The following is a 19289-nucleotide window of genomic DNA, read 5'->3' on the forward strand; positions in this document are numbered from 1 at the left end:
AAACCGGTCTTGGAAAACGTTTTCAAAAATAGCGTGTTCCATGTTAATGTATAATGACATCTACAGAATCATACAAAATACGACAAAATCATTCTTAAAATAAGCCGATAGATTTATAAATCAGCCGGAGTGTCCCGCCATTCGGGTCTAAAGAAATTTGCGGACTGTATCGGTCTTGTTCAAAATAGACAGAAGAAGGAAGTGATTATGATCAGGCTCGACTATTTACTGAAAAAAGACGGCTATCTTTTCGCCCTTATGCTGATCACCGTGCCGCTGGCGGGGGAACTGAAATTTTACCCCCTGAATGAGGTATATCGGATCAGCTTCGGCGCCCCGGCTTTTTTCTTTTTTCTGCTGCTGCTTCGGCATGTGCCGGCAGTATTGTCAGGGCTGTTGACAGGTGCAGCCGTTGTGGCCTTCCGGATCGGCCTGGCGTGCTGGGGAGGAGAGCATGCCGGCTTTACGGAGGCTTTTTTCAGCCAATATCCCAGTTTCTTTTTTTACTTTACATATGCCTGCTTGTTTTATGTGCTGAAGGTCAGGCTTTTTTGGGATCGGCCGCTGATGATCGGGTTTCTCGGTTTTCTCATTGAAATTGCGTCCGATGCCGTTGAAATGACGGTTCAGTTTTCCGGCGGCCGGCAGATTATGATGCCGGACAAGCTGGCGGATATTGCGGTTATCGCTGTTTCTCACACATTTATTGTGCTGAGTTTTTTCAACGTGATGAAGCTGCACGAATCTCAGGTCAGGGAAAAACAAACGAGAAAGCAGCATGAGCACATGCTGATGATTGTGTCTAACTTATATGAAGAAACGATTCATTTGAAAAAAACGCTGAAAACGACGGAGCATGTGACGAAAGAATCCTATCAGCTATATCGGGAAATGAGCGGGAACGACCGGGAGCTCGGGAGCCGAATGCTGCGCCTTGCGGGAGAAATTCATGAAGTGAAAAAAGACAATCAGCGAATATTCGCCGGCCTGTCGAAGCTGATTTCCAATGAGAGATTCCGGGATTACATGAATGCCGCCGCTCTGGTCGGCATCGTCATCCGAATCAATGAAAAATACGCCGAATCTTTAGGCAAGGACATTCAATTCCGGAGCGTGATTGAAGGAGAACATCCCGATTATCACGTCTTTACCGTCCTGTCGATCTTAAATAATCTGACCGCCAATGCCGTCGAAGCCATGGGAGACAGGGGTGAGATCCGCCTCGCGCTGCGCAGGGCGGAGGGGGAGATGGCCGAATTTGAGGCGGAAGATGACGGTCCCGGCATTCCGGAAAAAATCGGAGAGGTCGTTTATGATCCCGGGTTTACGTCCAAATACGATGAATTCGGCACACCTTCAACGGGCATCGGGCTTACTTACGTGAAGGAAATCGTAACTGAACTTGACGGAGACATTTCCTTTCATAACAAGCCAAAAGGCGTCATATTTACGATTAAACTGCCGGTGAAGCATTTGATTGCAGAAAGGATGAACTCATAATATGCGTTTTTTTATAGCTGATGATGACCGGGCGATCCGTTCCATTTTAAAACAGATGATCGAGGACGAGGACTTAGGCGAAGTCGTCGGTGAGGCAGAGGACGGAAGCCAGATTGAAGGGCATTATCTCCATTTTAAACAAGTCGATATTTTATTAATTGATCTGCTGATGCCGGGTCGGGACGGGATTGAGACGATCCGGCATCTTCAGGGATCGTACAACGGAAAAGCGGTGATGATATCGCAGGTGGAGGCAAAGGAAATGGTGGGAGAAGCTTATTCTCTCGGCATCGAATACTTTATCCACAAACCGATCAACAAAATCGAGATCGTCACCGTTTTGCGAAAAGTAAAAGAGCGGATTGAACTGGAAACCTCGATCGGCGACATCCAACACTCGTTAAGCCGTCTTATTCAGCGGAATGAGCCGAAAAAAAGCGGACCGGGGGGGATGCACGAGAAATCAATCAAAGAAACAGGAAAATTTCTTTTATCGGAATTAGGCATCGTGGGAGAAAGCGGGGCGCATGACCTCATGGCCGTCCTTCACTATTTATTTGAGGATGAACAGGCGGAAAGAAACATCCCGTCTTTAAAGCAGATGTTTACAAACGTCGCCATCCGGAAGCTGGGGCCTGCGGCGGCACAAGCCGAGGTTAACAGAGAAATCAAAGCCTCGGAACAGCGGATCAGAAGGGCCGTCATTCATTCGTTAAACCATTTCGCTTCATTGGGCACAACTGATTTTTCAAACCCCAAATTTGAATATTACGCCTCGAAATTCTTTGATTTCCCCGCTGTCAGCAAGAGAATGAAAGAAATGCAGGCTAAGGAAACCGTGCCGCTTTCTCCGGTTAAAGTGAATATGAAAAAATTCATTCACGTCTTCTTTTTGGAGGCGAAAGATTTACGCGAAGGATCAAAATTTGTCAGCGGAGGCAGCCGGTAAGCTGATAAATAGGGTGTACATATATAGGGTTTTTGTGTAAAATAATGTTAACTAAGAAAGAACGGAGGGGTCCTGATGGCAAGTCAAAATCCGGTTTTCGCACTAATAAAATAGTGTCAATGTCTCTGCCTTGAGCGCGGAGGAAACCGGGATTGTCTGCCTGAATAAAGGAACCTGAAGTAATAGTGAGGGGGCGGCGATTATGCCGCCCTCTTTTTGGCGTCTTCACATATCTCTTTCTCCCCCGCCTCAGGCGAAGCTCTGTGTCAGTAAATAAGGGAAATGGGGAAACGAAATGACAAAACAAAGGGAAATAGAAACCGTTCTGAACATCGCAAAGGAAAATGGCTTACGGTTAAAGTATGAAGGGGCGGACATAAATGAAACGGGTATGGACTTCCAAGTCGTATTTGCTGAAGATGACAGCGGCATGACATGGGTGCTCCGAAAGCCGCGCCGTCCCGATGTTATCGAAAGAGCGGCTGCAGAAAGCGGCGTTCTCGCGTTTCTCCGCAGCCATGCCGCGGTAGCAGTGCCCGATTGGCGGATTCATACACCGGAACTGATCGCTTATCCGAAACTGGACGGAATACCAGCTGCCGCAATTGATCTGGATAAGAAACAGTATGTCTGGAATATGGAACACGAGCCGCCTTCAGACGGTTTTGTCGGCTCGCTTGCCGCGGCATTAGCCGAGCTGCACGGGGCAGACCCGGATGCGGCCTCCAGATCCGGAATTGAAATCATAAAACCGGATGACGTCAGGCAAAGGGCGGCGGAATCAATGGATCACATAAAAAAAGAAATCGGGGTCTCAGAGCCGCTTTGGAAAAGATGGCAAACGTGGATAAATGACAGTTCGTACTGGCCTGATTTTTCCGCGCTGATCCATGGCGACTTGCATCCTCCGCATATTTTGATCGGCGAAAATCAGCGTGTGACGGGTCTCCTCGATTGGACGGAGGCAAAGGTTGCCGATCCGGCCAAGGATTTTGTCCTTTATCAAGTGATATTAGGAGAAAAAGAAACAAAACGGCTGATGAAGAGCTACGAAGCTGAAGGCGGGCGCGTCTGGCCGAAAATGCAGGAGCATGTGACAGAATGGCAGGCCGCTTATCCCGTGGAAACGGCGAAATTCGCGCTTCAGACGGGGCAAGAGGAGCATATGCAAATGGCGCGGGACATGCTCGGCCTGTCCGATCCGAAAGGTTATTGACTTCCGCCGGATGACAGCGTATGATACATTTTAAAATAAAAGAACGGATGAACAATGCTGAGGAAGAGTAAGTACGCATCAGCGCGCGGGGTTCAGAGAGTCGGTGGCCGCTGTGAACCGATCCCCGTCCGGTGCCGAATGGGCTTCTGAATTGCTGCGCTGAAATGACAGTAGGCGGTGCCGGGATTCTTTCCCCGTTATCAAGAAAGGAGTATTGAAACCGTGTGTTTCTGTACTTTTTGAGAGAATGGCTCTTCAGCCGTTAATAAAGGTGGCACCGCGAAAACCTCGTCCTTTGATGGACGGGGTTTTTTTGTGTTGTTAAGGAGGTGATGGCCATGGAAAGTGACTGGAGACGGACAGACAATCAAAAAAGGAGGGATATTCATGGTGATCGCAACCGACGATCTTGAGCTCACGTGTCCGCATTGTGAAGGAACCGGCCAGGAGCAGGAAGGGACGCCCTGTCCGAAGTGCGGCGCGAAGGGCGTCATATTGACCGCTCAAGGAAATACGCTGCTGCATTTTATCAGAAAGCATATTGATCAGTGAAATCAAACGAAAAAGGCCGTTATCCGGCCTTTTTTACGTTATTCGGACCGGGGTTCTAAAAAACGGGGCCCGCCCAAGTCTTTTCTCATCAGATAAATATGGAAAAAATATTCTCCGACGGCGATGATGACGGCGGAAATAAGAGCGGCAAACGCCAGTCTTCCTCCGGAAATGCCCATGGACAGCGGCATTCCCATCAGCCAGACAACAAGAAACGCGATTCCGAAATCAGCGGACGCCGCCGTGATATTATTCCATCTCGGAAGCACGTACAGGTCGCCCGTAAAGTAGGAAACGGCCCCCAGCACAATGGTCATCAGCAGCACGTCGCCGAATGTAAAGCGAAAACCTAAGCCGAGTATCAGATACAGAATAATGATGGTCATAATGCCTTTAATGGCAAGCGCTTTAATGTGTTCCATGCGAATTCCTCCTTATGGAAATCATGTTAGTATGTTTCCTCATAACGTGAAATATAAACCCTTTTTTCGTGAACATTTGTTTTCTGGCTTTTGGCTGTCATCACTGGGCCGCTGCTGAATATGATGAAAGGAGAAAATACGGGAGGTGTCATGATGGCAGTCGTAAAAGCGTCGAGCGCCGATGTCGATCTAATGGCAAGGCTGCTCAGGGCGGAAGCGGAAGGCGAAGGGAAGCAGGGAATGCTTTTGGTCGGCAATGTGGGAATCAATAGGGTGCGGGCGAATTGTTCTGATTTTAAAGGCCTGCGCACCATCAGGCAGATGGTGTTTCAGCCGCACGCGTTTGAAGCGGTGACTCACGGATACTTTTACCAGAGACCGCGTGAATCTGAGCGGAGGCTTGCCCGCCGGACGATTAACGGAGAACGGTTTTGGCCGGCTAAATTCAGCCTGTGGTATTTTAAGCCGCCGGGCAACTGCCCGCAGACTTGGTATGGCCAGCCGTTTGTCGCCAGATTCAGATCCCACTGCTTCTATCAGCCGACAGGTGAGACGTGCGAAAACGTGTACAATACATTTTAATCCCGGGGGCACCGTTCTTAGAATGAACGGTGTTTTTTTAATTTTTTGTGAAGAAAAATAGGAAAAAAGTGCGCTTGACGGATGACAAGCCAAAAAGAAACAGAGGGGGTTTTCTCCCGGCGGGGCAAGGTTTGTCGAAACAATGTGAAAAATGTCTCCCGCCGTCCATTTTTCAGCCTTACAAACCCTTCACACTTCTTCATAGCGGTTTAACATTTCTTTTTTATAATAAGGGCGATCAATGAGACGAAAGGGGAACTGACATGACACATGACGGCCGTTTAGATGAATGGATCAAGGAATTGGAGAACAAAAGCTTTCAGAACAATACGTTTGACCGCCGCGCATTTATACAAGGCGCCGGGAAAATCGCCGGTCTTTCCCTCGGGTTAGCGATCGCGCAATCCATCGGCGCGTTTGAAGTGAATGCCGCTCCGAAATTTTCAAACTATCCGTTCACCCTCGGCGTAGCCTCCGGCGACCCGCTGTCTGACAGCGTCATTCTCTGGACGCGTCTTGCCCCGGACCCGCTGAATGGGGGCGGCATGCCGAAGCAGGCCGTGCCGGTAAAATGGGAAATCGCTACTGATGAACATTTCCGTCACATCGTCAAACGCGGAACGGAAATGGCCAAGCCGAATCTCGGACACTCCGTCCATGTCGAGGCGGACGGGCTCAAGCCCAATAAAGTGTACTATTACCGGTTTAAAAGCGGGCATGAGCTCAGTCCCGTCGGCCGGACGAAAACGCTGCCCGCTCCCGGCGCTGACGTATCCGCCATGACGTTTGCATTTGCCTCATGCCAGCAGTATGAACACGGCTATTATACGGCGTATAAACATATGGCGAAGGAAAAGCTTGATCTCGTGTTCCATCTCGGAGATTACATTTATGAATACGGACCGAACGAATATGTGTCAAAAACGGGAAATGTCAGGACGCACAGCAGCGCTGAAGTGTATACACTGTCAGATTACCGCAACCGTCATGCCCAATACCGCTCTGATGCCAATCTGAAAGCCGCCCACGCCGCATTTCCGTGGGTCGTGACGTGGGACGATCATGAGGTGGAAAACAATTATGCCAATGTTATCCCTGAAAAAGGCCAATCCGTTGAAGCGTTTGTGCTCAGGAGGGCCGCCGCTTATCAGGCTTATTATGAACACATGCCGCTCAGGCGCATGTCATTGCCGAACGGTCCTGATATGCGGCTGTACAGGCAATTTTCTTATGGCAATTTGGCATCGTTCAATGTGCTTGATACAAGACAGTACAGAGATGATCAGGCCAACGGCGACGGGAATAAGCCGCCTTCTGATGAGTGGAGAGACCCGAAGCGTACATTGATGGGGACAGAACAGGAGCAATGGCTCTTCGGCAATTTAGCCGCCTCAAAAGCGAAGTGGAATGTGCTGGCGCAGCAAATCTTTTTCGCGCAATGGAATTTCGGAACAACCGCCAATCCGATATACAGCATGGATTCATGGGACGGCTACCCGGCGCAGCGGGAGCGGGTCATCAATTTTATAAAAAGCAAAAACCTGAACAATGTCATCGTGCTGACGGGTGATGTTCACGCAAGCTGGGCGTCAAACCTGCATACCGATTTTAACCAAACGAATTCAAAGATTTTCGGAGCCGAATTCGTCGGGACTTCCATTACATCTGGAGGAAACGGAGCGGATAAACGGGCCGATACGGATCAGATCTTAAAACAAAACCCGCATATTAAGTTTTTCAACGATTACCGCGGCTATGTCCGCTGTACGGTGACCCCTGCCCAATGGAGAGCGGATTACAGAGTGGTGCCGTACGTGACGGAGCCGGGGGCTGAGGTATCCACGCGGGCTTCATTCATTTATCAGAAAGACCAGACGGGGATTCGGAAGGTCTCTCAAGCTGCGGTTGCAGGCGGTTTAAAGCAGTCAAACGAGGTGGAAGAGGATCGTTTCTTCGCCCATAACAATGCGCATGAAAAGCAAATGAGAAAGAAACGGGCCAAAATCTCACAATAAGGAGGCACACTCATGTTTTCAAATATCGGCATTCCCGGGTTGATCCTGATCTTCGTCATCGCTCTCATCATTTTCGGACCTTCAAAGCTTCCGGAGATCGGCCGTGCCGCCGGCCGCACGCTGCTTGAATTTAAAAGCGCCGCAAAAACATTGGTCTCAAATGAAGAGCCGGACAAGCAGACAGCTGAGAAAGACAAAACGGCAGGCTGAATCCTGACATGGGGGCAGACGAATCCGCTTCTGCCTCTTTCTCTATAAGGAGGATGTACGATTGGATAAAAAAGAAACCCACTTGATCGGGCATTTAGAGGAAGTCCGGCAGCGTCTCATTAAAACCGTTATCGCCTTTCTCGTGTGTTTTATCGGCGCCTGCTGGTTTGTGCAGGATATTTATGACTGGCTGATCAAGGATTTGCATGGAAGACTGGCCGTTTTAGGGCCGAGCGAGATTTTATGGGTGTATATGATGATTGCGGGAATATGCGCCCTTACGGCAGCGATTCCGGTTGCGGCCTTTCAGCTCTGGCGTTTTACGGCGCCGGCCTTGACCCCGTTTGAACGCCGCGCCGCTTTGCTTTACATTCCGGGGCTGTCCGTTTTGTTTATTATCGGAATTTCCTTCGGGTATTTTGTGCTGTTTCCGATTGTGCTCGGATTTTTAACACAATTATCCGCCGGCCATTTTGACATGGTATTTACGGCGGACAAGTATTTTACCTTTATGCTGAATCTTACATTGCCGTTCGGATTTTTATTTGAAATGCCTCTGGCCGTCATGTTTCTGACACGGCTCGGAATCGTGAATCCAACCCGGCTGGCAAAGGCGCGGAAGCTTTCGTATTTTGTGCTGATCGTCGTCTCTGTGCTGATTACGCCTCCGGATTTTATGTCTGACTTTCTCGTCATGATTCCGCTGCTCGTCCTCTATGAAATCAGTGTGACGCTGTCCCGCATCGTTTACCGGAAGAAATGGGCCGAGGCGCCGTCTGCAGCTTAGTGAAGTTCGCCTCCGCCGGTCTCAATATCGTCCTCATGCGCCGCGGCGGTCACCGCGGCGATTTTGAGCGCTTTTGTCACGAGATCCAGGCTGAGGCTCGGCGCAGACTTCTGCAAGGTTTGCTCCGGAATGTACGGGATGTGTATAAACCCGCCGCGGATGTGGGGATGATGGCAGGCGATTTCATCCATCAGGCCGTAAAAGAGGTGATTGCATACAAACGTCCCCGCCGTGTAGGATACAGCCGCGGGAATGCCTTCCTTTTTGATTTCCTCAACGATCCGTTTGATCGGAAGGCCGGTCCAATAGGCCGCGGGACCGTCTTGAGAAATGTTTTCCCCGACAGGCTGGTTTCCTTCGTTATCCGGTATGCGCGCCTCATTGAGATTGATCGCGACCCGTTCCGGCGTGATCTGCATTCTGCCGCCTGCCTGTCCGACACAGATGATAATGTCAGGCTGATGCTTTTTGATCGCCTCGCGCAGCACGGCAAGAGACTTATAAAAAACGGTCGGCACTTGTTCGGATACGATAGAGGCGGAGCCCTCAGCGGCACCGTTCAGCCGTTTGACCGCTTCCCATGAAGGATTGACCGTTTCCCCGCCAAAGGGGTCAAAGCCTGTCAGCAATACTTTTTTCTCCATATAAAACCCTCCTTTTCTTTTTACCATACTCTATAATGGACATATATTCCTGCCGAAGGGGGAAACATGTCTTGAATTCGCCTCTGATGCAATACCGATCTTTATTTCCGGCGCTCCGCACACATACGATGCTCGCCAGCTGCTCTCAAAGCGCTCTTGCCCTGCCGGTTTCAAAAGCGATTAATGACTACCAGGAAAGCCTGCTTCAGCATGGCAGAAACTGGGAAGAAGCCATTGGACGAACGGAGCAGGCAAGGTGTGAATTTGCGAAATTGATCGGCGCCCATCCTGAAGAAATCGCCGTTTTACCTTCAGTAACGGCTGCTGTCTCTGCCGTCGTTTCTGCTTTATCGGATTGCCGAAAGAAACAGGCGGTGTATACGGAATTGGATTTTCCGGCGATCGCCCACATTTTGAAGGCACAGACTGAGATGGAGCTTTCAGTCGTGCCGTCTGAAGATGGAATGATCCCGTTAGAGCGGTATGAGACGTACATATCGGAACAGACGCTTTTCACCTGTGTGCCCCATGTGTCATATACGTCCGGTTTTGTCCAGGATATGAAGCGCATTGCCGAGATATCCGCAAAGAAGGGATCGCTTCTTTTTGTCGATGCTTATCAATCGGCGGGGCACATCCCGATTGATGTAAAAGAATGGGGAGTTGATATGCTGGCCGCGGGTGCGAGAAAGTATATGCTCGGCATACCGGGAACGGCGTTTCTTTATGTCAGAAAGGAACTTGCCGAACGGCTGAAGCCGAAAGTCACCGGGTGGTTCGGGCAGCAGCGGGCGTCGATGCTGGATTTAACCCGTTTTTCTTATGCGGACGGAGCCAAACGCTTTGAGACCGGAACCCCGGCATTTATCAGCATATATGCGGCACAGGCGGCTTTATCTCTAGTAAACGATGCCGGCACAGACCGCATTCACCAAGAAGTAAAAAAACTCAGCGCATTTGCGTATGAATACGCTTCTGAAAAAGGACTGAATCTCACAGGGCCGCCGTCTGCCGATGACAGACCCGGCATGATTTCCATACGGGATGAAAAAGCGGCGGAAACGGCTGCGCTGTTGAGGCGGAAAAACATCGTATGCGCACCCAGCGGACAAATCATCCGGCTGGCGCCTCATTTCTATAACACGGCCGATGATCTGATCTATGCGATTGATGAACTGGCTGAAGCGCGCGGTATATAAAAAACAGCAGGCTCACGGGGAGCCTGCTGTTTTCTTATGAGTGATTCACTTTGACCCGTTTCATAAAGAAAGCGCTGATCAAACCGATAACGGCGACAATCATTGCGAAGATAAAGGCGTGCTGGACGCCCGCAATCAGCGCGTGAGAGTATGCGGAAGGATCATTCGGGTTTTTCACGGTGCTCATATAATTCTTCTGCCCGGCTGCCATGATGCTGACCGCCACCGCAGTGCCGATTGCGCCGGCCATCTGCTGGAGCGTATTCATAATGGCCGTTCCGTCCGGATAAAATTCCGGCGGCAGCTGGTTTAAGCCATTCGTTTGCGCCGGCATCATGATCATGGAAATGCCGATCATCAGGCATGTGTGGAGCACGACGATGAGAATGGCCGTTGAAGCGCCGGTAATGTTTGAGAAAAACCAAAGTACGGCGGCTGTGATGACAAACCCGGGAATGACAAGCCACTTCGGTCCGTATTTATCAAACAGGCGCCCCGTCACCGGAGACATAAAGCCGTTTAAAATACCGCCCGGCAGCAGGATGAGCCCGGACGTAAACGCCGTCAGCATCAGTCCGCTTTGTAAATACATAGGCAATAGGAGCATTGTCGATAAGATAACCATCATACAGATAAATACAATCACGACACCGAGGATAAACATCGGATAGCGGAAAGCGCGCAGATTCATCATCGGCTGTTTCATTGTCAGCTGCCTGATGGAAAATAAGATGAGCGCGATCGCACCGACAGTGAGCGAACCGATAACCGTCGGGCTTGACCAGCCGTCTGATCCTTCGCCGGCATTGCTGAATCCGAATACGATGCCGCCAAACCCGATCGTAGACAGAATAATGGAAAGCACGTCAATTTTCGGTTTTGTTATGTCAGACACGTTCTGCATGTAGGCGATGCCGAATAAAAGAGCCAACACAAGAAACGGCAGGGAAATCCAGAAAATCCAATGCCAGTTCAAATGCTCTAACACAAGCCCTGAAAACGTCGGACCGATCGCAGGAGCGAACATGATGACAAGCCCGATCGTCCCCATCGCCGCTCCGCGCTTATGCGGCGGGAAGATGACGAGGATTGTATTAAACATCAGCGGCAGCAGCAGCCCGGTTCCTAAAGCCTGCACGATTCTTGCCGCCAAAAGAAACGGAAAGCTCGGCGCAAGCGCTGCAATCAGCGTGCCGATAATGGAAAAAGCGAGTGAAACGATAAACAGCTGTCTCGTCGTAAACCATTGCAAAAGCAGACCCGATACCGGGACAAGAATACCGAGAACGAGCAGATAGCCCGTCGTCAGCCACTGGACGGTCGCAGGAGTGATATGTAACTCCTTCATCAGGTCAGTCAGGGCGATATTCAGCGCCGTTTCACTGAACATGCCGATAAACCCTGCCGTCAGTAAAGAAATCATGATCGGCATGACTTTATATTGTTTGGAAGGCTGAGCGTTTTCCAAAATCATTCTCCTCTCTTTCTATACGTACATGTCTCTCGTATTTTATGTCTTCAGCAGGTTCGGGATTTGTTTAGAAATATGGAGGATCGGCATTTTGTCTTTTTTGGCTAAGGACACAATGATGCCGCCTTCTATCATGGCATTTAAAACAGTGCTGATTTCCGCCGCTTTCTCATCAGAAAAACCGGCTGATCTCAATTTGCCCGCGAACAGATTCTCCCATTCCTGATAAGCGCTTTGACAGGCCTGCCGGAGCTTTTCGCTCTTTAAAGCCGTCTCGGCAGCCAGTAAACCGACAGGAAACCCTTCAAAGTTCTCCGGACATGTGAATTGGCTTGATAAGTCCTGTAAAAACGCTTGAATGCTTTCCGCAGGATCAGGATGGGCATCAAGGCTTTCTTTTATTTTCATACGGATATAATGGCTCATTTCATTGACAGCCTCAATGGCGAGCTGCTCTTTGCCGTCCGGAAAATGATAGTAAAGAGAACCTTTCGGCGCACCGCTTTCTTTAATAATCTGATTCAGCCCCGTGCCGTAATACCCCTGAAGCTGAAACAGCCTGGTTGCCGCGGCGAGGATTTTTTCACGAGAATCTCCATAGCTCATAATGTTCCCACCTTACTGATTTTTGACAAATTTAAAATATAGTGACTGGTCTATTATCTTGATTTCGCATGACGGTGTCAAGGTTTTTTAACGGTTATTTTCTTCGGAAGAATGCCTGACAAGCGCGTTGACCGGTGAGAGGAAAAACTTCATAAATAAAGAAAAGGAGAGAAAAGAATGAAAAAACAATTCATGCCCTTCATTACATTTATCACGGCTCTGCTCTTCATCGCGGCCGGCTGCTCCCAATCTCCTCAAGCGAAAGAAACACCGCCCCGGATGGCAGCCGCAGCCCCAGCGAAAAAAGACGGACTTCCGAATATTAAAATTCTTGCCGCCGGCGGCACAATTGCAGGCGCTGCTCCTTCAAAGACGTCCGCTACGGAGTACACGGCGGGAGCAATCGGAGTTGATGCCCTGATTCAGGCCGTTCCGGAGATAAAAGAGGTCGCGCATGTGAGCGGAGAACAGGTTGTGAATATCGGCAGCCAGAATATGAATAACGAGACACTGCTCAAACTTGCAAAACGGGTAAACAAGCTGCTCAAGTCTGATGATACAGACGGCATTGTCATTACACATGGAACAGACACACTTGAGGAAACCGCCTACTTTCTCAATCTGACGGTCAAAAGTGACAAGCCCGTTGTTGTCGCCGGGTCAATGAGGCCGTCCACGGCGCTCGGAGCGGACGGGCCGTCCAACTTATATAACGCTGTAAAAACAGCGGCTGCGCCTGATGCGAAAGGCAAGGGGACGCTTGTCGTATTAAATGACAGAATCGCTTCGGCGCGCTATGTGACAAAAACCAATACAACCGCGGCCGACACATTCAAATCGGAAGAAATGGGTTATATCGGAACAATTGCTGATGACGTCTATTTTAATAACATCATGACCCGAAAGCATACGAAGGATACAGATTTCAAGATAGATAAACTTGATAAACTGCCGCAGGTCGATATTATATACGGCTATCAAAATGACGGAAGCTATCTCTTTGAAGCCGCCGTAAAATCAGGAGCGCAAGGCATTATTTTTGCAGGCCCGGGAAACGGCTCAATGTCTGATGAGGCCCAAAAAGGCGCCGTAAAGTCGGTCAAAAGCGGGCTGGCGGTCGTCCGCTCCACAAGGACGGGAAACGGAACGGTAACACCTAATCGAGAGTATGAAAAAGACCATTTGACAGCTTCAAACTCTCTCAACCCTCAAAAAGCGCGGATTCTGCTGATGCTTGCGCTGACAAAAACGCATGATCCTAAGCGGATTCAAACCTATTTCAATGAGTACTAGGAGTAGAGAACCGGGTGTTCTCTCCTTTTTCGGTATGCCGTATTAAAGCATAAGCGTGCTTTCGGGAAAGGGGCGTCTTTCTCATTTTTCCGCTCTTTTTTTAATTGTTGAAAACAGTAAAAAATACACTATTTTTTCCTTTTCTCCTCTAATAGAATGAAAACTGCAAAAATATTACATAGCAGGAGGAAAGTTCATGAAACATATAAAAAATAAAATCCTAGTCATCCTTACAGTTTGTATGCTGTCCGTCATTTCCGTATTTGCCTTCCAGCCGACCGTATCGAAAGCCTCCTCAGGGCATAACCCTGTTGTCATGGTCCACGGAATCGGCGGGGCGTCCTTTAACTTCGCGGGAATCAAAACATACTTGGCATCTCAAGGCTGGTCAAGAAAAGAGATGTACGCCATCGATTTCTTAGACAAAACCGGAAACAACAGACACAATGCGCCGAGACTGTCCAATTACGTGAAAAAAGTGCTCAGCGAAACAGGTGCGAAAAAAGTCGATATCGTCGCGCACAGCATGGGGGGCGCCAACACGCTCTATTACATTAAAAATCTTGACGGCGGAGACAAAATCGCAAACGTCGTAACACTGGGCGGAGCGAACGGCCTTGTGACCAACCGGGCGCTTCCGGGGACTGATCCGAACCAAAAGATTTTATATACATCGATTTACAGCTCAGCGGACTTAATCGTCCTGAACCCGCTGTCACGGCTGATCGGCGGGAAAAACGTGCAGATTCACGGTGTCGGACACATCGGACTTTTGATGAACAGCCAAGTAAACGGGCTGATTAAAGAAGGTCTGAACGGCGGCGGACAAAATACAAATTAACAGTTTCAAAGCCCCGGAGAATGAGAATATCCCGGGGTCTTTTTTTTCTTCCATATTCTTTTTTCGCCGTAAACCAAGCCCTCTGAAGTTATTTTTGTTAAAATAATAAAGTTATATCAGAATTCGGAGGGTTTATTGTGGGAAAAGTGAAAAGAAATGCCCCTTGCCCATGCGGCAGTGGGAAGAAATATAAAAAATGCTGCGGAAGCAAAGAAGCTGCCATTCCGGCAGACATCGCGGCAAAAGAAGCGAAACAGATTCAGGAAAGCCTAATGGAGTACGCCTTTACAGCACATAGAGACGGCATATCATCATTTATTAACCAGCACGCGTTCATTACGGAGCTGGACAGACAGACAAAAGACATCGGAGTCTTCAACCTCGGTATCTGGGGAATTTTCTTCCGTCCGCTGGCAGGCGGCAAGACGATTTTTGAAGAATATCTTCAGAAAAAAGCCGGCGGCATCAACCGCCCGAAAACACGGGAAATCGTTGAATCATGGACAAGCATGACACCTGCCGTTATGGTGCTTGAAGATGTGAAAGAAGGAATGATTCACTTTGAAGATGTGATGACGAAGAAACAATTCAAAGTGGAAATGGACGTCAGCCAGCAGGATCTTCCGCCGGCGGGAAGCCTGATTCTAGGCTATCCGATCCACGAAGCGGAAAAAGCGGAGTTCTTCATGCAATTTACGATCTTCCCTGTGAAGCGGACCGAAGCTCTAATCAGCAAAGTGAAAAAGGCGGCGGCCCCGGCCCTTGCGGAAGGAAAATCGCCTGAGCGCTTTATGCAGGAAAACTTCGACACTGTGCTGGCCGCTCTTTTAACAACGGCGGAAGAGCCTGAGCAGGCTGCTGAAGAAAAACAGACAGAGTGGGCCAACGACATGGAGAAGGAAACGGCAGACGCCATTGAAAAAGGCCTGAGCGGGGATGAATACCCGGCTGAGCTGGTTCCGGCCGTGATTGATCTGTGGAAAACGTTCTGTGTCAAAAAAACACCGACGATCAGAAAGCCTGAAGCTTTCGCAGCGGCGGTCGAATATTACGTGAACAGCATTTCTCTGAACGGCGCGTCCGTTTCTCAAGCCAAGCTGGCGAAGAAGTACGGCGTCAGCGCCTCAACGATTTCCAGCCGCTATAAGGAAATCGAGGGTGCTCTCACGGATGAAGCCGAACGCTTCGCCGCAGCTCTGACATCTTAATACACAGCAAAAAAACCTTGAAGGGCAAACGCTTTTCAAGGTTTTTTCTATAGATAGGCTCTCAGGCAGGATAATTCTTACCGGTTATCTAATACTAAACAGAGCGATAAAAGGAAGGGAGCCTGAGCCATGGATGAGACACGTACGCTGGGCAGGACGGATTTACGGGTAAAGCGTATCGGCTTTGGCGCTAATGCGGTCGGAGGACATAATCTGTTTCCGAATCTTAATGATGAAACGGGAAAAGAACTCATCCGCACAGCGCTGGACGGCGGCGTCAATTTTATTGATACGGCGTTTATATACGGTTTGGGGCGTTCCGAAGAGTTAATCGGTGAAGTTGTCGCAGAGCGCGGCGTGCGGGACAGCCTCGTGATTGCGTCAAAAGGCGCGCACAAAGAGGTCAACGGACAGATCGAGCTGGACAACAGCCGTGAATTTCTCCGGAGTGAGGCGGAAAACAGCCTGAAGCGGCTGAAAACAGACGTGATTGATTTGTATTACGTCCACTTCCCTGACGGCAAAACACCGCTCTCCGAAGTGGCGGGCACGTTAAAAGAACTGAAGGACGAAGGGAAAATCAGAGCAATCGGCGCGTCCAATCTCAGCTTCCGGCAATTGCAGGAGTTTAACGCCGACGGCTATTTAGAGGTTTTTCAATCGGAATATTCACTGATTCAGCGTGAGGCGGAGCACGATCTGCTGCCTTATTGTGAAAAGAACGGCATTTCCTTTATTCCTTATTTTCCGCTTGCTTCCGGCTTGCTGACGGGAAAGTTTACAAAAGACACAGTCTTTGAGGACAGCCGAAAGAACAGGCCGCCGTTTCAGGGAGAAGCTTTTCACCAAAACCTGGAGCGAGTGGATAAGCTTCGGGCCGTTGCGGAAGAAAAAGGGGCGCAGACAGCGCATATCGCACTCGCATGGCTTCTGTCGCAGCCGGCGGTGGATGCGATCATTCCCGGAGCCAAACGCCCCGACCAGCTGAAACACAATCTGGACGCGCTTCATGTGCAGTTAACCGAGGATGAGGTTCAATTTATCAGTGACATCTTTAAGTGAAAATAAAAAAAGGAAATAGCCTGCGCTATTTCCTTTCTTGTTGTCAGGACGTTTTCAAAAACGCTTCTGTCAATCCTTCCAGATCGGCGTCTGTATCCAGATACCACTGGCCGCGGGCGTTTTTCTTCATCTCGATTTCTCTTGTAACGGAAGAAGAAGCCGGTTTCAGGCGCATAAACTCTTCCGGATAGACAGAAAGAAGGTGGCTGACAATTTCGTTTTCATCAGCATCAGGGTGCTTTCCGGCATAGTCTTGCACGCGGTCTTGCAGCTGGCCCGCAAGCGGAGACATATCAAGCGGCGTCACTTTTGCTTCAAGGACGGCTTTTTTGCCTGACATGGATTTGGTATGCACCTTGAGCTCCGTGTTATCCCGAAGCGCTGATGACATGGCGTCAATAATAGCGGTAATGGCTTTTGAATCCGCCTGTTCTTGTGAAATGCCTGCTGAGGTGATAAAGCTGGCTTTCGCCGATTCCTGATATGCGGCGGCCGTCATTTTTTCATTTACACCGGTCAGGCGGGTGAAATCTTTATTGTGCTTGCCGTACAGCATCACATCAATGTAGGCGGATAATGCGTCCGCCGGGTCAGGTTTTGCGTTTGAGGCTGTGCCTTTGACTTTCAGTTTATAAGATAAAGGCTTCGCGTCTTTTGCCTGCGGCTGATATACCAATTCATAGGATTTGCCTTCGTCAGCCGTGAAGTACAGATTGCCCGTCACTGTCTTACCCGCATGAAGCGTGCCGCTCTGCAACAAGTCTTCCTTATCGGCCTTGGCTGTTTTTGCGTCATCCTGATAAAGCGAGAAGTCGCTGCTTTTGACGGTAAGCGGGTCTTTGCCCGTATTTTTGACGGTGACCGTTACTTTCAGCGCGGCCGGATGTTCAGTATCGTCTGAAGCGGCCCATGCCGTCTCTTTTATTTTCACTTTCGCCGTGCTGCTTTCCTGGCCGCCGCTCGTTTCGCTGCTGCATGCGGCGGTAAATGCCGTGAGAAGCAGAATGAAAAACACGGCGCTCATTTTTTTGATGGACATCTGGTTTACCCCCTGTTGTTATTAATTCGATAGTCATGAAGACAGACAGGTTAATTATACTAGTTTTGTATAAAAGAGTCTTGGTAATCATCAATCTTTTTGGAAGAAAAGGAAGTGTTATGATGAAAAAAGAAGAGTTGAAACAGCTGGCTCTCCGAATCGGAAACGTACCTGCCCGCTATGAGAGTAATGTGGAAGAATACCAGGAAGATGAGGTTCTGTTTTGGTGGGAAGATAAGAATGATCCGGAAGCCGGCATCATGGTCGAATTAGACCGGGACGGAAAACTGAAATACTTATCCCGTCCGGCTTTCCGGACTGATCTGCCGCCTCTTTCGGAATCGGACATAGAAAAACGGATGCGGGCGTTTTTAGAAACCCATCGTCCTGGGGCATTGGCTGAGTTCGAATTGGAAAACAGCGGCTCCGCCAATGATGGCGATGTGAGATATTCCTATGTTCAGATGGCTGACGGTCTGCCGCTCCCGCTGACCGGGTTTTACGTCGATCTGTCTTTGACAGGGGAAGTAACCGGCTTTTCTTACCATGGGAAGGCCGATAATCTTGTAAGACCCGGAACAATTGCGGACAAGCGGGAAGCATTGGCTCACTTTGTCAAACATATTGAAGCAGAGCTGTTGTTCACCGTACTGCATCAGTCCGTCTATGTGCAGGGGGATGACAAGCCCCATCTCGTCTATGAAATCGTGTCTCCGACGCGGCCGATATCGGCCGACCTGAAGGAAGAGAATGCAGAAATAGACGAATATGAAGAGCTGGAAGACGACACGCGGCCGTATGTCCCGATTTCACGCCCTGCACCTGAAGCGGAAAAAATGAGCATCAATGACATGATCGGGCTGCACGACGGTTTTTATAAAGAGAGGGAAAGCGATCTTGGAGAGGGCTGTATCGGCATTGCCTGGCGTCCTGAAAAAACAAAATCCGTACGGGAAGATAAAAGCTTTGAAAGTCTGTTTAAAGAACGGAATGAACACGTATTGAAAACAAGGTATGATAAAGAATCGGACCGGCTCACCGGGGTGATGTCATTTATAAAAGTTGAAGGCGAACCGGTGTTTTCCGAGGAAGAATGCCATCACACGGCCATCCGCTTTTTATTCGCCATGTTTCCGGAAGCGGATCAGTATTTCCGGGTTCAATATGATGAGCCGGATGATGAAGGAGAAAACGTGGGACTTACATATAAGGCTTGTTCGGGCGGCGTTGATTTGCGATTCGGAGAGGGGAGAATCTGTGTCAGCAAAAAGACGGGTCTTGTCACTTTTTATATGCCGCCGGAAATTGATCCGAAAGAGCTCCAGGAAATCGATCCCGTTCCTTCATTGACAATGGAAGAGGCGAAGGATGCGATCCGCCGGGCCATCAAAGCAGAGCTCGCTTGGGACCATTGTTACGATGACGACAGCTGCGGAAAAGTGTACAGGCTCGTATACAAGCCGGTTTTCCCACGGTTTATTGAGGCTCATACGGGAGAAGCGATCACGAGTTTAATAGGCTGAAGGTCATGGGCGTTCGTCCCGGGTCTTTCACGGGGAATGTGACATTTGTATGAAAAAGAGCCGCTCTGAATACGGCTCTTTTCCCTCTTTGCTAAAAATAGACACATAAAAGGCACTTTCTTCCCTTTAAAAGGATAAGGACGTTTTTATATAATAAAAAACAGTTCTTT

Annotated in this window: 19 protein-coding genes and 1 other annotated feature; of the genes, 14 read left to right on the top strand and 5 right to left on the bottom strand. The window is 49.3% G+C overall.

The window, feature by feature from the left end:
- The first annotated feature begins 207 nt into the window (after positions 1 to 207).
- The 4 genes from ACNFN4_RS16780 (at position 208) to ACNFN4_RS16795 (ending at position 4217) form a co-directional block, all read left to right on the top strand.
- Positions 208 to 1500: a sensor histidine kinase gene (locus ACNFN4_RS16780; RefSeq protein WP_021495302.1), complete on the top strand. Its 1293-nt coding sequence runs from the start codon at positions 208 to 210 to the stop codon at positions 1498 to 1500.
- A 1-nt stretch (position 1501) separates the two neighbouring features.
- Positions 1502 to 2449 (top strand): DNA-binding domain-containing protein, encoded by a 948-nt coding sequence (locus ACNFN4_RS16785; protein ID WP_007409014.1) that lies wholly within the window; start codon positions 1502 to 1504, stop codon positions 2447 to 2449.
- 295 nt (positions 2450 to 2744) lie between these two features.
- Positions 2745 to 3665, top strand: a complete 921-nt coding sequence (locus tag ACNFN4_RS16790; RefSeq protein WP_095061510.1) for a macrolide 2'-phosphotransferase — start codon at positions 2745 to 2747, stop codon at positions 3663 to 3665.
- A 48-nt stretch (positions 3666 to 3713) separates the two neighbouring features.
- Positions 3714 to 3964 (top strand) — a binding site (T-box leader).
- Positions 3965 to 4052: 88 nt separating this feature from the next.
- Positions 4053 to 4217 (top strand): tryptophan RNA-binding attenuator protein inhibitory protein, encoded by a 165-nt coding sequence (locus ACNFN4_RS16795; protein WP_021495300.1) that lies wholly within the window; start codon positions 4053 to 4055, stop codon positions 4215 to 4217.
- Between the two features lie 38 nt (positions 4218 to 4255).
- On the opposite strand, the gene ACNFN4_RS16800 is transcribed toward ACNFN4_RS16795, so the two are convergent.
- Positions 4256 to 4639, bottom strand: coding sequence for a DUF2512 family protein (locus ACNFN4_RS16800; protein ID WP_448200326.1), 384 nt, complete (start codon positions 4637 to 4639; stop codon positions 4256 to 4258).
- 153 nt (positions 4640 to 4792) lie between these two features.
- On the opposite strand from ACNFN4_RS16800, the gene ACNFN4_RS16805 reads away from it, so the two are divergent.
- The 4 genes from ACNFN4_RS16805 (at position 4793) to tatC (ending at position 8233) form a co-directional block, all read left to right on the top strand.
- Positions 4793 to 5221 (top strand): cell wall hydrolase, encoded by a 429-nt coding sequence (locus ACNFN4_RS16805; RefSeq protein ID WP_021495299.1) that lies wholly within the window; start codon positions 4793 to 4795, stop codon positions 5219 to 5221.
- 263 nt (positions 5222 to 5484) lie between these two features.
- Positions 5485 to 7236, top strand: coding sequence for an alkaline phosphatase D family protein (locus tag ACNFN4_RS16810; RefSeq protein WP_014416824.1), 1752 nt, complete (start codon positions 5485 to 5487; stop codon positions 7234 to 7236).
- A gap of 12 nt (positions 7237 to 7248) precedes the next feature.
- Positions 7249 to 7446, top strand: coding sequence for a twin-arginine translocase TatA/TatE family subunit (locus tag ACNFN4_RS16815; protein ID WP_003156681.1), 198 nt, complete (start codon positions 7249 to 7251; stop codon positions 7444 to 7446).
- Positions 7447 to 7507: 61 nt separating this feature from the next.
- The gene (gene tatC / locus ACNFN4_RS16820; RefSeq protein ID WP_448200327.1) at positions 7508 to 8233 is read left to right on the top strand and encodes a twin-arginine translocase subunit TatC; all 726 of its coding nucleotides are present in this window, start codon (positions 7508 to 7510) and stop codon (positions 8231 to 8233) included.
- Here the strand turns inward: tatC and pcp are convergent.
- Entirely contained in the window at positions 8230 to 8877 is a 648-nt protein-coding gene (gene pcp / locus ACNFN4_RS16825) for a pyroglutamyl-peptidase I (protein WP_095061504.1), read from the bottom strand. The two genes, tatC and pcp, sit on opposite strands and share 4 nt — an antisense overlap.
- Before the next feature lie 71 nt (positions 8878 to 8948).
- On the opposite strand from pcp, the gene ACNFN4_RS16830 reads away from it, so the two are divergent.
- Complete coding sequence (locus tag ACNFN4_RS16830) at positions 8949 to 10076, top strand: aminotransferase class V-fold PLP-dependent enzyme (RefSeq protein ID WP_448200328.1); 1128 nt, start codon at positions 8949 to 8951, stop codon at positions 10074 to 10076.
- A gap of 34 nt (positions 10077 to 10110) precedes the next feature.
- On the opposite strand, the gene lmr(B) is transcribed toward ACNFN4_RS16830, so the two are convergent.
- Together lmr(B) and ACNFN4_RS16840 are read right to left on the bottom strand one after the other, a co-directional pair.
- Positions 10111 to 11550 (bottom strand): lincomycin efflux MFS transporter Lmr(B), encoded by a 1440-nt coding sequence (gene lmr(B), locus ACNFN4_RS16835; protein ID WP_061861808.1) that lies wholly within the window; start codon positions 11548 to 11550, stop codon positions 10111 to 10113.
- Positions 11551 to 11586: 36 nt separating this feature from the next.
- Positions 11587 to 12153 carry a TetR/AcrR family transcriptional regulator gene (locus ACNFN4_RS16840; protein WP_015416737.1) on the bottom strand — a complete coding sequence of 189 codons (567 nt, stop codon included), beginning with the start codon at positions 12151 to 12153 and terminating at the stop codon, positions 11587 to 11589.
- Positions 12154 to 12330: 177 nt separating this feature from the next.
- On the opposite strand from ACNFN4_RS16840, the gene ACNFN4_RS16845 reads away from it, so the two are divergent.
- The 4 genes from ACNFN4_RS16845 (at position 12331) to ACNFN4_RS16860 (ending at position 16557) form a co-directional block, all read left to right on the top strand.
- The gene (locus tag ACNFN4_RS16845) at positions 12331 to 13446 is read left to right on the top strand and encodes a type II asparaginase (RefSeq protein ID WP_072177568.1); all 1116 of its coding nucleotides are present in this window, start codon (positions 12331 to 12333) and stop codon (positions 13444 to 13446) included.
- Between the two features lie 196 nt (positions 13447 to 13642).
- Positions 13643 to 14287 carry an esterase/lipase family protein gene (locus ACNFN4_RS16850; protein ID WP_022552536.1) on the top strand — a complete coding sequence of 215 codons (645 nt, stop codon included), beginning with the start codon at positions 13643 to 13645 and terminating at the stop codon, positions 14285 to 14287.
- Between the two features lie 137 nt (positions 14288 to 14424).
- Positions 14425 to 15495 (top strand): helix-turn-helix domain-containing protein, encoded by a 1071-nt coding sequence (locus tag ACNFN4_RS16855; RefSeq protein WP_095061498.1) that lies wholly within the window; start codon positions 14425 to 14427, stop codon positions 15493 to 15495.
- A 129-nt stretch (positions 15496 to 15624) separates the two neighbouring features.
- Positions 15625 to 16557 (top strand): aldo/keto reductase, encoded by a 933-nt coding sequence (locus tag ACNFN4_RS16860; protein WP_014416832.1) that lies wholly within the window; start codon positions 15625 to 15627, stop codon positions 16555 to 16557.
- Positions 16558 to 16600: 43 nt separating this feature from the next.
- Here the strand turns inward: ACNFN4_RS16860 and ACNFN4_RS16865 are convergent, their stop codons facing one another.
- Entirely contained in the window at positions 16601 to 17596 is a 996-nt protein-coding gene (locus ACNFN4_RS16865) for a DUF5105 domain-containing protein (RefSeq protein ID WP_215797323.1), read from the bottom strand.
- A gap of 122 nt (positions 17597 to 17718) precedes the next feature.
- Between ACNFN4_RS16865 and ACNFN4_RS16870 the strand changes: the two genes are divergently transcribed.
- On the top strand, positions 17719 to 19119 hold the full coding sequence (locus tag ACNFN4_RS16870; RefSeq protein ID WP_448200329.1) for a YcdB/YcdC domain-containing protein: 1401 nt from the start codon (positions 17719 to 17721) through the stop codon (positions 19117 to 19119).
- Positions 19120 to 19289 lie beyond the last annotated feature (170 nt).

It is taken from the genome of Bacillus sp. N1(2025) (assembly GCF_053470005.1).

Coding starts and splice junctions, on each gene's coding strand:
- ACNFN4_RS16790 (WP_095061510.1), top strand. CDS start 2,745: ATGACAAAACAAAGGGAAATAGAAACCGTTCTGAACATCGCAAAGGAA.
- pcp (WP_095061504.1), bottom strand. CDS start 8,877: ATGGAGAAAAAAGTATTGCTGACAGGCTTTGACCCCTTTGGCGGGGAA.
- ACNFN4_RS16860 (WP_014416832.1), top strand. CDS start 15,625: ATGGATGAGACACGTACGCTGGGCAGGACGGATTTACGGGTAAAGCGT.
- ACNFN4_RS16845 (WP_072177568.1), top strand. CDS start 12,331: ATGAAAAAACAATTCATGCCCTTCATTACATTTATCACGGCTCTGCTC.
- ACNFN4_RS16795 (WP_021495300.1), top strand. CDS start 4,053: ATGGTGATCGCAACCGACGATCTTGAGCTCACGTGTCCGCATTGTGAA.
- ACNFN4_RS16850 (WP_022552536.1), top strand. CDS start 13,643: ATGAAACATATAAAAAATAAAATCCTAGTCATCCTTACAGTTTGTATG.
- ACNFN4_RS16865 (WP_215797323.1), bottom strand. CDS start 17,596: ATGTCCATCAAAAAAATGAGCGCCGTGTTTTTCATTCTGCTTCTCACG.
- ACNFN4_RS16815 (WP_003156681.1), top strand. CDS start 7,249: ATGTTTTCAAATATCGGCATTCCCGGGTTGATCCTGATCTTCGTCATC.
- ACNFN4_RS16805 (WP_021495299.1), top strand. CDS start 4,793: ATGGCAGTCGTAAAAGCGTCGAGCGCCGATGTCGATCTAATGGCAAGG.
- ACNFN4_RS16785 (WP_007409014.1), top strand. CDS start 1,502: ATGCGTTTTTTTATAGCTGATGATGACCGGGCGATCCGTTCCATTTTA.
- ACNFN4_RS16810 (WP_014416824.1), top strand. CDS start 5,485: ATGACACATGACGGCCGTTTAGATGAATGGATCAAGGAATTGGAGAAC.
- ACNFN4_RS16780 (WP_021495302.1), top strand. CDS start 208: ATGATCAGGCTCGACTATTTACTGAAAAAAGACGGCTATCTTTTCGCC.
- ACNFN4_RS16870 (WP_448200329.1), top strand. CDS start 17,719: ATGAAAAAAGAAGAGTTGAAACAGCTGGCTCTCCGAATCGGAAACGTA.
- ACNFN4_RS16800 (WP_448200326.1), bottom strand. CDS start 4,639: ATGGAACACATTAAAGCGCTTGCCATTAAAGGCATTATGACCATCATT.
- ACNFN4_RS16840 (WP_015416737.1), bottom strand. CDS start 12,153: ATGAGCTATGGAGATTCTCGTGAAAAAATCCTCGCCGCGGCAACCAGG.